Origin of the sequence: Nostoc sp. 'Peltigera membranacea cyanobiont' 232, from assembly GCF_002245985.1 — a bacterium.
In the GTDB taxonomy this organism is placed as follows: domain Bacteria; phylum Cyanobacteriota; class Cyanobacteriia; order Cyanobacteriales; family Nostocaceae; genus Nostoc.
In genome coordinates this window covers 1-13,670 of sequence record NZ_NOLK01000195.1, presented here as the reverse complement: position 1 = coordinate 13,670, position 13,670 = coordinate 1, and the positions used below count along the sequence as shown (strand labels likewise).

Annotated in this window: 11 protein-coding genes and 1 pseudogene; 10 read left to right on the top strand and 2 right to left on the bottom strand. The window is 43.7% G+C overall.

Features of this window, described 5'->3' with window-relative positions:
• Both CDG79_RS35285 and CDG79_RS43030 read right to left on the bottom strand, forming a co-directional pair.
• Nucleotides 1–352: pseudogene (locus tag CDG79_RS35285) on the bottom strand (bifunctional DNA primase/helicase); the annotation flags it as partial.
• 316 nt (nucleotides 353–668) lie between these two features.
• On the bottom strand, nucleotides 669–2,108 hold the full coding sequence (locus tag CDG79_RS43030) for a hypothetical protein (protein WP_189525241.1): 1,440 nt from the start codon (nucleotides 2,106–2,108) through the stop codon (nucleotides 669–671).
• Between the two features lie 944 nt (nucleotides 2,109–3,052).
• On the opposite strand from CDG79_RS43030, the gene CDG79_RS35275 reads away from it, so the two are divergent.
• The 10 genes from CDG79_RS35275 to CDG79_RS43025 all read left to right on the top strand — a co-directional run bounded on the left by CDG79_RS35275 (nucleotide 3,053) and on the right by CDG79_RS43025 (nucleotide 13,589).
• Nucleotides 3,053–4,489, top strand: a complete 1,437-nt coding sequence (locus CDG79_RS35275) for an NB-ARC domain-containing protein (RefSeq protein WP_094346255.1) — start codon at nucleotides 3,053–3,055, stop codon at nucleotides 4,487–4,489.
• The gene (locus CDG79_RS35270; protein WP_223278534.1) at nucleotides 4,474–5,604 is read left to right on the top strand and encodes a protein kinase domain-containing protein; all 1,131 of its coding nucleotides are present in this window, start codon (nucleotides 4,474–4,476) and stop codon (nucleotides 5,602–5,604) included. Before CDG79_RS35275 ends, CDG79_RS35270 begins: the two co-directional genes overlap by 16 nt.
• On the top strand, nucleotides 5,601–5,780 hold the full coding sequence (locus CDG79_RS35265) for a hypothetical protein (protein WP_223278533.1): 180 nt from the start codon (nucleotides 5,601–5,603) through the stop codon (nucleotides 5,778–5,780). The genes CDG79_RS35270 and CDG79_RS35265 overlap by 4 nt, the downstream gene beginning before the upstream one ends.
• 237 nt (nucleotides 5,781–6,017) lie before the next feature.
• Nucleotides 6,018–6,869, top strand: a complete 852-nt coding sequence (locus tag CDG79_RS35260; RefSeq protein ID WP_223278532.1) for an STAS domain-containing protein — start codon at nucleotides 6,018–6,020, stop codon at nucleotides 6,867–6,869.
• Nucleotides 6,870–7,298: an STAS domain-containing protein gene (locus tag CDG79_RS35255; protein WP_223278531.1), complete on the top strand. Its 429-nt coding sequence runs from the start codon at nucleotides 6,870–6,872 to the stop codon at nucleotides 7,296–7,298. It abuts the gene before it with no gap.
• Nucleotides 7,285–7,683 (top strand): anti-sigma regulatory factor, encoded by a 399-nt coding sequence (locus tag CDG79_RS35250; protein WP_094346253.1) that lies wholly within the window; start codon nucleotides 7,285–7,287, stop codon nucleotides 7,681–7,683. Before CDG79_RS35255 ends, CDG79_RS35250 begins: the two co-directional genes overlap by 14 nt.
• Nucleotide 7,684: 1 nt before the next feature.
• Nucleotides 7,685–8,689 carry an ATP-binding SpoIIE family protein phosphatase gene (locus tag CDG79_RS35245; protein ID WP_094346252.1) on the top strand — a complete coding sequence of 335 codons (1,005 nt, stop codon included), beginning with the start codon at nucleotides 7,685–7,687 and terminating at the stop codon, nucleotides 8,687–8,689.
• Nucleotides 8,686–10,836: an ATP-binding protein gene (locus CDG79_RS35240; protein WP_094346251.1), complete on the top strand. Its 2,151-nt coding sequence runs from the start codon at nucleotides 8,686–8,688 to the stop codon at nucleotides 10,834–10,836. Before CDG79_RS35245 ends, CDG79_RS35240 begins: the two co-directional genes overlap by 4 nt.
• Complete coding sequence (locus tag CDG79_RS35235) at nucleotides 10,829–12,799, top strand: hybrid sensor histidine kinase/response regulator (protein WP_094346250.1); 1,971 nt, start codon at nucleotides 10,829–10,831, stop codon at nucleotides 12,797–12,799. The genes CDG79_RS35240 and CDG79_RS35235 overlap by 8 nt, the downstream gene beginning before the upstream one ends.
• Before the next feature lie 637 nt (nucleotides 12,800–13,436).
• A complete protein-coding gene (locus tag CDG79_RS43025; RefSeq protein ID WP_189525240.1) occupies nucleotides 13,437–13,589 on the top strand; it encodes a hypothetical protein in 153 nt (50 codons plus the stop codon).
• Nucleotides 13,590–13,670 lie beyond the last annotated feature (81 nt).

The window sequence follows — 13,670 nt, the reverse complement described above, 5'->3', positions numbered from 1 at the left end:
CGCGGTTAGCTGTCTTGGGGGGTGATTCGTATTTGACGGGTTTCCCTTTTTGCCAATCAATGCGGGGGAAGTTGGGCTTAATGCGCCCCCATTCCATTGGGAGCCAATTATTCAACGGGTCAAGTGACTGAATCCATGTCCCACCCAGTAATAGATGCTGATACATTTTAATGTATGGATCTGTGACTCGACCGGCATTTTTGCGAGGGATTTTATCAGAGATGAACAGGTAGTCGTAAACCGATTCTCCCTCGATGTGGAAGAAGTTGCGCTTAATCAGCGCCGGATGAATGGCGCTACCAACATATAACTCATGGTATTCGGGAGCCTTGAGGTTGTTTGGGTATTCAATTGGGTGTCGCTGATGCTCAACTGATACCTTGCAATCTGGTTTCGGCTCAAAGTTGCCACACTTAAAAGCATTTTTATTTGTATTCACATTTTCTCCCTTTATTTTTCCATGACAATTTGGGCGACATTGCATCTATGCCGCATTCATCAGTTATCAGTTATCAGTTATCAGTCATCAGTCATCAAGTATCCGCATCAGCAGCGATAAGGACGGAGCATTTAAGTTGCATAAAAGCATGGCTTTCCTGCGGGAGCTGAACCCGTAGGGTTGTCCTTACTACAAGCGAATCAACCTGGAAAAATGAATGACGATTAGCTTAACTGTTAACTGTTAACAGTGAGAACTGTTCACTGTTTTTTTGGGCTTGTGTGATTAAATCAGTCTCCTCGGTAGTAAGGAGATCCCAGTAGTCTGCTTTTATCACCTCGTATTTTTCAGCCACAGCCCAAAAGTCCTGCCATGTAAACTCAAGACGAGCAAGTACTTGCCTAATTTCCCTAATAGCCTGGGGTAATAGTTGTAATTGCTCCGTCCTTGTTGCGACGGCTAACTGTGTGGGACTAGTACCCAAAATTATCGCCGCAGCCTCAAGAGCTTGGGTGTTGTTCATGGCAACGCTTAGGTTTTTCAGTGCCATGCCCATGAGCCGCAGACATTCAGTTGCATTTTCTTTGGGTGGTTCAAGAGCTAGCTGGCGCAGGTCAATGGTTTTCTCAAGAGCTTGTAAAACTTGCTTGTTCAACACTTTAGTAGCCTGTTGGGTCATGGTATTTCCCCACTGCTGTTGAGGGCGTTCCTGTAAGGCGTGTTCTAGTTCCTGGATACGTTGGTGGAGTTGCTGATTCTCAGTTTCTAGCAATCTCTTCCCTTCCATCTCATCCAATCGTTGCTGCAACTGGATATTCTGCTCTTTTTGCTCCTTGTACAGGAAATGCATAGATTGGATTTGCTCACTTACTTGGGCTTCGGCTCTAGCCGACACTTCTGCTTGTAGTCCAATTCTCAATTCCTGCTCCAAGCGCTCTAACTCAAGTTTGTGTTGCTCTTTGAGTGCTGCGATGGCTTCGGTGTATTCTGGTGGATATGTGCGCTGACTTGATTGGGACACAATTGCGGCATCCAAATCAGTGTTGTTTACCAGCAGCCTTTCACCATCAGCGAAAGTTACAATCTGCTGCGAATTATTTGGAGCCGAAGCCTCAATTACTCCTGATTCTCCATAACGGGGATGTTCTGGTGATGAAATTGTGACTTTGACATTTTTGGGAACCAATGGTTCCTGATTTTTGGGAACCAATGGTTCTGAATGGAATGGCTTTTTTCCTCTTGGCATTGGAGCAACAATATTAGCCGCAGCAGCAAAATCTGATTCAGTTGGGTCTGGGTTTGATTCAAGAGCCAGTCTTATAGCAGCAATAAGTTTTTCTGGTTCTTTGGCTAACCTCAAAAGAGGACGGGCTTGGCGCTCATTTTTAATCTGTGACCCCAACTCCCCTGCTGCAACAATAACTTTTGATGCTCCTAAGAGTTGATTTATACGCCGATAGCCACCATATACATGCAATTCACCTTGGCAATATTCTGAGAAATTTTTGTACCCAGCGATTCTGTACATCTGCTCGTCATGCATGATGCGAAAGAGTTCTACTGCTTGCAACTCAAATTGGTCAAGAGTAGCGAAGGTGTCTTTGATACTGCTGTTGAGTAAGTCGTAATCAAGTGCTGATTTGGTTTCTTCTCTATCTAGTGTCAGCATATTTCTCTCCTGTCATTATCATTAGGAGAGCTGTTTGAAACAAATTTTGATGTCAGCTTAACCCCGACACCCTGTTGTATTGGCCTTATGTCATTTTTCACGATATTTTTCCCTGATAACTTGGTTGACAAGCTTTTACTCGGGGGTTGTATCAGTTATCAGTTATCAAAGACTCTGACTGATAAGTGGTAACTGTTATTCGCGCTACTACATCTTTTAACTACAAAATTCGGAATCTTTCTTAACCAAACTTAACTTTACCTAAAATTTATGAATTTTGACAGCAAAAACATCCCGCAAGGAATGGACTTTCCAAGCGGCAGACCCTATAATGGATCTGGCAGCGCGGTAAAAACTCTCGGACAATTTTAGTAGTCGCACCAGTGGGCAAACTTTAGCGACAACTTCTTTTGTTCCTTCGAGATCAAACCCGCTCTAGATCAATATGAAATTTGCAATACGCAGAAAGCGCGACTCCTTAGTGGCGCTTTCTGCGTTAAGTTGTCGTACTGTTGTATCTTCACCTCCATGCCTCCTTTCAATTAGCTTGATTTTACAGAAGTTCTGGTCGTTTTACTCAGTTGAGCTAAGAGCTTTCACTCAAATGTATTAGCAGAAGATATTTGGTTTAGGTTAAGATACCTAGACACAAGCTTTTCAAAACAAACCCATTGAGTTAATCAGCGATCAAAAATACCCGCAGGCGGTGTTCCTTGGTTGACCCTGGTCAACTTCTTTCACAGTTTTATGCTCAAGCTAGACCGGATAATGTACTAGAGATGCGTTAAATCTCCCTATTAAGATGTAGCATTTAAATCATATAGCCTAGAAAGGTAATTTGAGAACCTAGCTTCAGTTAATAATTGTGAATTTTGTAGATATTTTAAGTACTAGTGCGTAAAATATTACTATATGTATACCTACTTACGTAAGGAAAAGTCGGCATGAATTCAAGCCAAGTTTTAGACGTAAAAAGAGTATTAGCTGTATTAGAAGAACAAGTGTTTCAATCTACGGGAAGGTATTTAACAGAAGTAGAAAAAGTTATTATTAAGGGAGTTTGGGATAGTAAAGATTATAAAGAGATGGCAAGTGATTCGGGGTATAACGCATACTATTTGCAGCAGAAAGTAGCTCCACCACTATGGAGTATGCTTTCAGGAATTATTGGTGATGGAGTGAAAGTAACAAAAATATCTTTGAAATCTATTTTGCTTAAACTAGCAAAGAGGGATTATCTGAAAGAAGAGGCATCCAGACTGGATAACGATAGTTTCGTTGGGAATATTAGAATTTATGGGGAGCTGCCTAAAATCAAATCTTTTTATGGACGAAAAGATGAAATTAACTATTTTAAGAAACAAATTACTCTATTTAAAGAGCGCTGTATAGTTTTTACTGGAGTTGGAGGAATAGGAAAAACTTTATTAGCCGCTAGATTGGTTGAAGAAATACTTTTTGATTCTTTAAACAGTATATATGAATGTGTAATCTGGAAAACAATTAATCATTCGTTATCAATTGATGAGTTAGTCATTGATTTAAATAAAAATTTTGACATAGAAGCAAATGAAAATTCTTTTATAGATAGCATATCTTTACTATCAAAACAGCTTCATTTACATCGTTGTCTGCTAGTAATTGATGGATTTGAAAAGCTATTGTTAGCAGATGATTTTGGAAAAAGATTACAATATGAAAAATTCCTTTTAAGACTTACAGAAGGAAAGCATCAAAGCTGCATTATTATAACAAGTCAGTTGCCTTTAAAAGAATTTGCTTCTGTGACTACAAAACTACCTATTCGCTCTTTCAAATTAGAAGGTTTAGATGTAAATACAGGAATGCAAATATTACAAGAAAAAGGTTTAACTGGGCAGGAATGTAAGCGATTAATTGAAAATTATCATGGTAATCCATCAAGTTTAGAAGCTTTGGCTGACAGAATTAATCGTTTTTTTGAAGGGAGTGTTAAAACGTTTTTTAGATATCAAACTACTATGATTGATCCTCAACTTGAAACAATGCTACATCAGCAATTTGGACAAGTTGGACTTTTAAGTAATCTTCAAAGGCAAATAATGATTTATTTAGCAGAAGAAATGTCACAAAATTCGACTCACATTCAATTCTCTAAACTCATTGATAATTTAAAAGAGCGAGTAGATTTAAAGTTGTCAGTTTTTGAACTAATAACAGCAATAGAAGTTTTAGAACAACGCTCGTTAATTGAAATTACTGGGAAATCAAACAAACGAGAAGCTAGTTATAGTTTACAAGCATCTATTAAGAAGTATATTTTAGTTGATCCATTGGGATTAGTGCATAAAATACCAGATACAATACAAACAAGGGAAGTTACCTTGTGGGCTACTGCATAAATCCTCTTTGCACCCAGCGTCATAATCCTGATAGTGCTGAAAATTGTTTAGCATGTGGAAATCCATTGATAATAAACGGGCGTATTCGTTTGCTGCGCCCGTTGCGTTCTTTAGAGCAAAATCCATATACTTACACAGATGTCTTTGAGATAGAGGATACTGGCACAGAAGAACATCCTCAGCCTCAGATAAGAGTAATGAAAGTATTAAGATGGATTGATGATTCTAAGTTAGTTGAGCTACTTAAAAGAGAATCACTCATATTACAAATCCTAGACCATCCTGGGATTCCCAAGTCTAATAGGGAAGATTATTTCACATTTAGACTGAATGATAATCTTCTAGAACTACATTGTCTAGTTATGCATAAGTTTGAAGGAGAGAACTTAACTCACTGGGTACAATCTTACGGACGAATTAGCCAAGATACGGCTTATGAATGGTTATTGCAGTTGATGGAGATTCTTGATTTAGTTCATCGGTCTGGTTTCTTCCACAGAGATATCAAACCAGAAAACATTGTTCATCAACCCGATGGGAATTTAGCACTTGTTGACTTTGGTGGAGCAAGACAGCTTAGTAGAACCTACTTTGCGAAAGTTAGTACCAGTGGAGGAACTACTACAGGATTCGGTAATGGTTACGAAATAACTGCTGTTAGGACAGCTTGTTACTCTCCCTTAGAGCAAATTCATGGACAAGCTGTACCACAGTCAGACTTTTACGCTTTAGGTAGAACTTTTGTTTACTTAGTCACAGGTATTTCTTTAATTGAAATCAAAATGGACGAGCAGACAGGAAGACTAATTTGGAGAGATAAAGCACTTCACATAGATAAATTTCTGGCTGATTTACTTGATGATATGATGGCTCCTTTTGTTGGGCAGCGCCCACAAAATACTCAAATAATAATACAGCGTTTGGAGCGCTTACCTAATCAATCAAAGCTTAATCGAGTAATTAAATCAAAGCCGTTTCAACTTAGTGTGTTTGTATTAGGTTTATTAAGTATTGTTGGTTTGATATATGCATCACTACCTCTAGTAGCAAAATATTATTTAGATTCTGGTAAAAAAGCTTATAACGAGAGAGTCTGCCAGGATCTCTTGAGGTGACAACCTGGCGGTTGAATATTAGCGCAGTGGTGGAGTTCAAACAGCAAGCGATCGCTGCTTATCGTTCCCAAACTACAGACTTAATTGATGATGATCCAGAAGGCTTTCGCCTAACTCCCGAAATGTTAGCAAACTTTACTCATCCTTGGGAAGTTTATATAGAGGAAAACCGATGAACCCGTTACAATCTAATTCCCTACCACCCAGCTACTGGCTTTGTTAATAAATAACCATATATTATGATGTGTTTTGCCGATTATGGTTCTGTAACTAATCAAGAATCACGATCGCCAACGGCAGAATCTTGCCCAGCTCTGTGAAAAAAAATCGTTCTCTAACTTCAGCCTTCACGTAGGACTAAATCAGCATACACTGATTTTGGACTAATGAAAGCGGTTGCCCTTATAGGAACGATGAGCGAAAGTAAAATACCAGAGATCCTGGAAACCTTCGAGGCAGACCTGCTGTCGGAGTGGACTCAGGAGTTAGCCACTGTCAATATTCGGAGAGGCTTGATTAAAGAAGCCGAGCTAAAGGAAGAATGCCGGGAATTCCTTAGCTTATTTCGGATCGCCGTTGGGCAGGGCAAGTTGACCAATATTCAGGCAGGGGTGTGGCAGGAAATGCGGGAGATACTGACCAGCATTTCTCGATCGCGATCGCAAAAAGGCTTCACACCGTCGGAAACAGCTACATTCGTCTTTTCATTCAAGCAACCCCTCTTCAACCGAATGCGTCAGCAATTGCAAGACCCCATCGAGTTGGGTGAAGAGATATGGCTAGCCACAAACTTACTCGATCAACTGGCATTGCTGACAATTGAAGTGTATCAAAAGGCGCGGGAAGAGGTGATTTCGCGGCAGCAGGAAGAGTTGATGGAGCTGTCTACCCCAGTGATTAAACTCTGGGAGGGAATTTTGGCATTACCCATTATCGGCACACTGGATAGTGCGCGCACTCAAATGATGATGGAGTCGTTATTGCAGAAGATTGTTGAAACCGGGTCAGAAGTTGCCATTATTGACATTACCGGGGTTCCCACCGTCGATACCCTCACGGCTCAACATCTGCTTAAGACCGTTACTGCTGCCCGTCTTATGGGAGCCGATTGTATGATCAGTGGCATTCGTCCTCAAATTGCCCAAACAATCGTTTATCTCGGCATTGATTTGGCAGATGTAATCACCAAAGCAACGCTAGCTGATGCCTTTATCATGGCGTTAAAACGGTTGGGAGCGACCATTACCCGCTCTCAAGCAAAATAGGTGGACAAGGAACCAATGGAACGCATTCCTATACTCAAAATGGGCAATTTCCTGCTTGTGACGATCCAAGTGGATATGCACGATCGCCTGGCGATGACGCTACAGGATGACTTGACCAACCGCATCGCTCAAACTCAGGCTCACGGTGTCTTGATTGATATCTCTGGATTAGAGATTGTTGATTCCTTCATTGGGAGGATTTTAAGCAACATTGCCAGAATGTCACGAGTGCTGGATGCCCAAACAGTTGTCGTTGGGATGCAGCCTGCCGTGGCAATTACCCTGGTGGAATTGGGGCTATCGCTGACAGGCATTCGCACTGCCCTAAACATAGAAAAGGGCATGGCACTGTTGCGATCGTCACTCAATGAAACCACAAATCAGGTCGCTGCCACTAAACGCAGTGCAGATGACGATGGAGAAGACTGAAACGCTCGACATTCAATCTTCTGGTGATGTAGTCTTAGTTCGGCAAGCTGTGCGCCAGCTGGGTGTGGAAATTGGCTTTGGCTTAGTAGATCAAACTAAAATTGTCACCGCCGCCAGTGAGTTAGCCCGCAATACCCTAGAATATGGGGGAGGTGGCACAGTCAAGCTAGAAACGCTTCAAGAAGGGAGACGACGAGGACTCCGGCTGACCTTTGAAGATCGGGGGCCCGGAATTGCCGATATTGATCTGGCGCTGAAGGATGGGTTCACCACAGGGGGCGGGTTGGGTATGGGACTAGGCGGTGCCAAACGACTTGCTAACGAGTTTGAGATTCAGTCTGCGGTGGGAGAAGGAACGCGGATAACAATTGTACGATGGAAATAAAATGCCAGAATCTGTCGCCATTCCAATTACTGAATCTAGCCAGACTGGGGAAGCCCGACGGGTAGCGATCGCTTTGGCAACTCGGCTCGGCTTTCAGGAAACGCAACGGGGCAAGGTTGGCATTGTGGTGACAGAGGTTGCGAGTAATCTGATACAGCACGGTCAGGGTGGGGTGTTGTTGCTAAGATTGATCGAACACGATTCAGCCATCGGTATTGAAGTCTTGTCCCTAGATAAAGGACGGGGAATGGTTGATGTAGATGAGTGTTTGGAAGATGGCTTTTCCACAGCCGGAACGTTAGGCAATGGACTGGGCGCAATTCGTCGCCTCTCTGGTTTATTTGAAATTTACTCCATTCCCAACCAAGGGACGGCTCTGGTCGCCCACCTTTGGTCAGACTCGGCACTCCATCCACCTGAAGAAATTTTAGAAATTGGGGCGATCTGTTTGCCCAAACGAGGAGAAGACGTTTCTGGAGATGCTTGGGCATGTCAAGTGGATCAAAGCCGCAGCCTGTTACTAGTAGCCGATGGCTTAGGGCATGGGCCTGCGGCTGCCAGTGCTGCTTCAAAAGCCGTGAGAATTTTTCAAGAACATCATCGATCTCCTAGTGCGATCGTCGAAGCTGCCCATGCAGCCTTACGAAGTACCCGAGGAGCAGTACTTGCCATTGCCGAAATCGACTTTGAACAACAATCTGTCCGCTTTGCCGGAATTGGCAATATCGCTGCCAGCATTTTCTCGTTTACTGAACACCACCATCTGCTGTCTCACAACGGTACTGTCGGACATGAAATCCGCAAAATTCAAGAGTTTAGCTATCCCTGGTATGGAAACGGACTTTTAATTATGCATTCTGACGGATTAGACAGTAAGTGGCAGCTCGATCGCTATCCAGGCTTGAGCCAAAAACATCCTAGCCTGATTGCAGGTGTGCTATACCGAGACTTTAACCGAGAGCGGGACGATGTGACGGTGTTAGTGGCTAAAGGAATGGGCAGATGACAATCGTTTTCACGCTGGAAATTCACTACGAACAAGATGTTGTCCAAGCTCGACAACGAACTCGTGAGATCGCCGAGCAATTAGGTTTTGATACTCAAGATCAAGCACGATTGGCAACGGCAGTTTCCGAAATTGCCCGCAACGCCTTTCAGTATGCCAGAGGTGGAACGGTTGAATTTTGTGTAGCAGGAGAGCCTCAGACATTTCTGATTCGGATTCAGGATCGAGGCGGGGGCATTCCTCATCTGGCAGACGTTTTGGCAGGACGCTACACCTCTGTTACCGGAATGGGGTTAGGCATTATGGGCAGCCGCAAGCTGATGGATTTCTTTGAGATGGAATCGCTGCCGGGAGAGGGAACAACGGTGGTGATGAGCAAAAGGTTGTCGAAGCGCACACCTACTTTCACCGATTCGCAATTGCAGCAGATTCAAGAAACCGTGATTAAGCGATCGCCCCAGAATCCCTATGAAGAGATCCAGCGACAAAACCAGGAATTACTCCGGGCAATGGCAGAGTTACGCAAGCGGGAGGAAGAACTCACCCAGCTTAACCGGGAACTGGAAGATACCAATCGTGGTGTAGTTGCCCTCTACGCGGAACTGGATGAGAAGGCAGACTCTCTGCAAAAGGCAAACGAGCTAAAAACCCGCTTTCTCTCGAACATGAGCCATGAGTTTCGCACACCACTCAACTCTATTTTGTCCCTATCTCGGATGCTGCTGGTACGGATGGATGGCGATTTGACCGCCGAGCAAGAAAAGCAGGTGACATTCATCCAAAAGGCAGCGAGCGGATTATCAGAACTGGTCAACGACTTGCTGGATTTGGCAAAGGTGGAAGCTGGAAAAATTGAAGTGCGTGCCAGTTCCTTTGAAGTCAGTGACTTGTTTGCCACGCTGCGGGGAATGCTACGCCCATTATTGGTTCAAGGCTCCTCTGTCGCGCTGAATGTCGAGGAACCCGAGGGCATTGGGCAGATATATAGCGATGAGGGCAAAGTCGCTCAAATTCTGAGAAACTTTGTCTCGAATGCGCTCAAATTTACCGAGCAGGGAGAAGTGCGTGTAACCGCTATGCAAAGGGGTCATACCGTGACCTTCTCCGTGTCCGATACGGGCATCGGCATAGCGACCGCCGATGTGGAGCGCATTTTTGAGGATTTTGTCCAAATTGAGTCTTCTCTGCAAAAGCAGGTGAAGGGAACCGGCTTAGGATTGCCATTATCGCGCAAGCTAACGGAGCTACTCGGCGGTAGCATTTCAGTTACAAGTAAGCCCGGTCAAGGCTCCACTTTTACAGCATCGATTCCGATCGTCTACCCATACGCAACTGAATTTCCCACCCGACTGCAACCGATTGCATCACTTGAGCCAACTCGCCTGCCGATTCTAGCGGTTGAAGATCATCCAGAAACCCTATTTATTTACGAAAAGCACCTTCAGAACTCAACCTATCAATTAATTCCAACCCGCACTTTAGCTCAGGCTAGGCAGGCCTTACAACAACTTCGACCGGTGGCAATTATGCTAGATATTATGCTAGAAGGACAAAACGGCTGGACGTTCTTGCGAGAAATCAAAGGAGATGAAACGACCCGCACCATCCCTGTACTCGTGATTACCATCATTGATAACGAGAAGCAGGCACTAGCACTCGGAGCCAACGGTTTTCTAATTAAGCCGGTAGACAGATTGCCGTTATTGAACAAACTTAATACGCTAATTAATCAGAACAAACCTCAAAAAATCTTGTTAATTGACGATGACCCCGCCTATCGGTATTTGGTGAAACAGTTGTTAATAAATACACAATTGAGTATTTTAGAAGCCATGAACGGACGGGAAGGATTAAATTTGGCACAACGCGAGCAACCGACCGCAATCGTGCTTGACTTGGAGATGCCAGAGTTGAGTGGGTTTGATGTCCTCAAGCAGCTTAAGAGCAATTCTGTCACTGAGTCGATTCCTGTGATCATCCACTCATCTGTACAACTCGATGCAGAAGCGCAGAGCCAATTAGCAAAAAAAAGCATCGCCATTCTTTCCAAAGAAACAGGCTCTCAAACAGCAGCGTTCGCCCAACTTCAAGATGCGCTCGTCAAAGCCGGACTTGTTCTAGATACTTGTGGGCAAAGTTATGTCTGAGCCAAAGGTTATCATCCTACACGTTGACGATAACGAAGCCAATCGTTACATTGTGAGCCGGATTTTGCAAAATGCCGGCTTTACCGTCGTGGAAGCGGCAACCGGAGCAGCAGGATTAAAGGCAGTTGTTGAACATCAGCCTGCTCTGGTGATTTTGGATGTTAAATTACCAGATATCGGCGGCTTTGAAGTCTGTCGCCAAATTAAGGCAAATCCCGAAACTGCTTTTATTCCCGTGCTACACCTTTCTGCAAGTTTTATTCAAAGCCAGGATAAAGCAGAAGGCTTAGATAGTGGTGCCGATGCTTATCTGGTGCAACCTGTTGAACCCATTGAACTGCTGGCTACGGTGCGATCGCTGCTGCGAATTCGCCGGGCGGAGGAAGCGGCTTTATCCTCAGCACGGGAGTGGCAAACTACCTTTGACTCTATCAACGACAGCGTATGTCTCGTAGACCGAGAAGGTATAATTCTGCGCTGTAATCGAGCGATGATGCAGGTTTTTTGCAAGCCCGCCCACGAAATCTTAGGTTGTGTTCACCATGAGTTGATGGGCGCAGAATTAGGAATCGGTGATGGCGCTTGCTTTCGCCGTGCAAAAGAAACTCACCAACGGCAAGTTTTAGAATTTCAATCTACAGAGCGGTGGTTTGCCAAAACTATCGACCCGGTACTTGATGAGCATGGAACTCTCACAGGTGCCGTTCTCATCCTATCTGATATCACCGAACGGAAGCGAGCATCAGCCTTGCTGCAAGAGCAGAATGATCGCCTCAATCAATTGATGATTTCTTTGCAGCAACAAACTGAACAAGCGCAACAAGCTAATCGGATTAAAGATGAGTTTTTGGCAGTGCTATCTCATGAATTGCGATCGCCCCTGAATCCGATTTTAGGATGGGCAAGAATTTTGCAAACGAGCCAGCAGGACGCAGCCAAAACTCAGTATGCACTCGAAACGATCGAGCGCAACGCTAAACTACAAGCGCAACTGATTGAAGATTTGCTTGATGTGTCGCGTATTCTTCAAGGCAAGTTGAGTTTGAATACAGTTCCTGTCGGTCTAACTTTTACCATCAAAGCTGCCCTGGAAATTGTGCGACTTGCTGCTGAAGCTAAATCCATTCAGATTAAAACAATATTTGAACCGAATGTTGGGCAAGTGTTGGGTGATTCTGGTCGCCTGCAACAGGTTGTTTGGAATCTACTTTCCAACGCGATTAAATTTACCTCACAGGGTGGTCGAGTAGAGGTGCGGTTAGAAAGGATGAATGAAGTAGATACTCATCCTTCGGAATACACTCAAATCACTATCAGCGACACTGGCAGGGGGATCTCTGCCGACTTTCTGCCCTACGTTTTTGACTACTTCCGCCAAGCCGATGGGACAACTACCCGAAGATTTGGAGGATTGGGGTTAGGATTAGCGATCGTGCGTCATTTGGTTGAATTGCATGGAGGAACCGTTCAGGCAGCAAGCCCTGGAGAAGGGCAAGGAGCAACGTTTACAGTCAAGTTTCCATTCATTGCTGCGGCAAAACTCAATCAAGATGATACTCCGTTTCATAATCGCTCAGACTTCAATCTGAATGGATTGCAGGCGCTGCTTGTAGATGATGACAGAGATTCGCGGGAGTTCATCGCCTTCCTGCTAGAACAGTACGGAGTGCAAGTCACTGAAGCCCAATCAGCAACTGAAGCTTTGAGCAGTTTGGGTCAAGCAAAATTTGATTTACTAATCAGTGATATTGGTATGCCCGATATGGATGGCTACACACTAATTCGTCAAATTAGAAAGCAGTCGCCTGAACAGAGCGGAGAAATTCCGGCGATCGCCCTCACTGCTTATGCGGGAGAAATTGATCGACAACTTGCACTAACCGCCGGATTTCAACAGCATATTTCCAAACCAATTGAGCTAGAGGTACTAATGCGGGCTATTCTAACAATAGTAGGGGTATAGCAACGATTGGTGAAAAATTCTGCCATACCTATATCTGCCTCAACTTCACACTTGCGATCGCAAGTAAGCTACACCAACGGTAGACTCTCAAACCTCCGTTCTATCATTTTTTTGTGCCTAGATTATATTTAGGACTGGGGGTGGATCTAGCGAAGCAACCTGATAATCAGGAGTAAAGTCAAACTGTCTTCTGTTCAGGTTTAGTTTGTCCAAGCTGACGGTTGCTACTTAGGATATTTTATATTTTTGAATTGGCGAAATTTTGTATTTTCGCCGAGCTAACATTTTATCCCACATTCCGCACTTCAACTTGAAGTACAAAAAGATTATGTCAAGAGAAAAGCAAAAAAATCAGGATGATTCAGAGTCTAGTACTGAAAGGCTACTAATTAGGCACTGAGCCAATCCAACCCCCTCACAAACCCAAAGGTATCAATTTGTGAAACTATACAGTTTTGACATATTTATTACACAACATTGACATAAGTGTAAATAAAATCTTTAAAAAAAAAGAACTCTTAATTAATGAACTAATCTATTGGAATTCGGAATAAGTCAAAAACCTAACTGACTTAATTACACACAATTGAGTCGGTAAAAACAATAAACAGAATTTTACTTCTAGTATTTCTCAATTATGAACCTTAACTCTAACCTCAAAGATATACCCCCAAATTCTCCCCGCCGTCAAATTCTCAAAACTGCTCTTACCTTTGTGACTGGCTTAAGCACGACATCATTAGTCAGGGTTAGCGCGTCTCAAACGCTATTGACAAGCGGACTTACCTGATCAGCAATCAGGTTGGAAACAAAGTGGCACAATCCGAGCTAGGGTAAGATTTAATCCATCTAGGTGCAAGGTTCGAGTAAT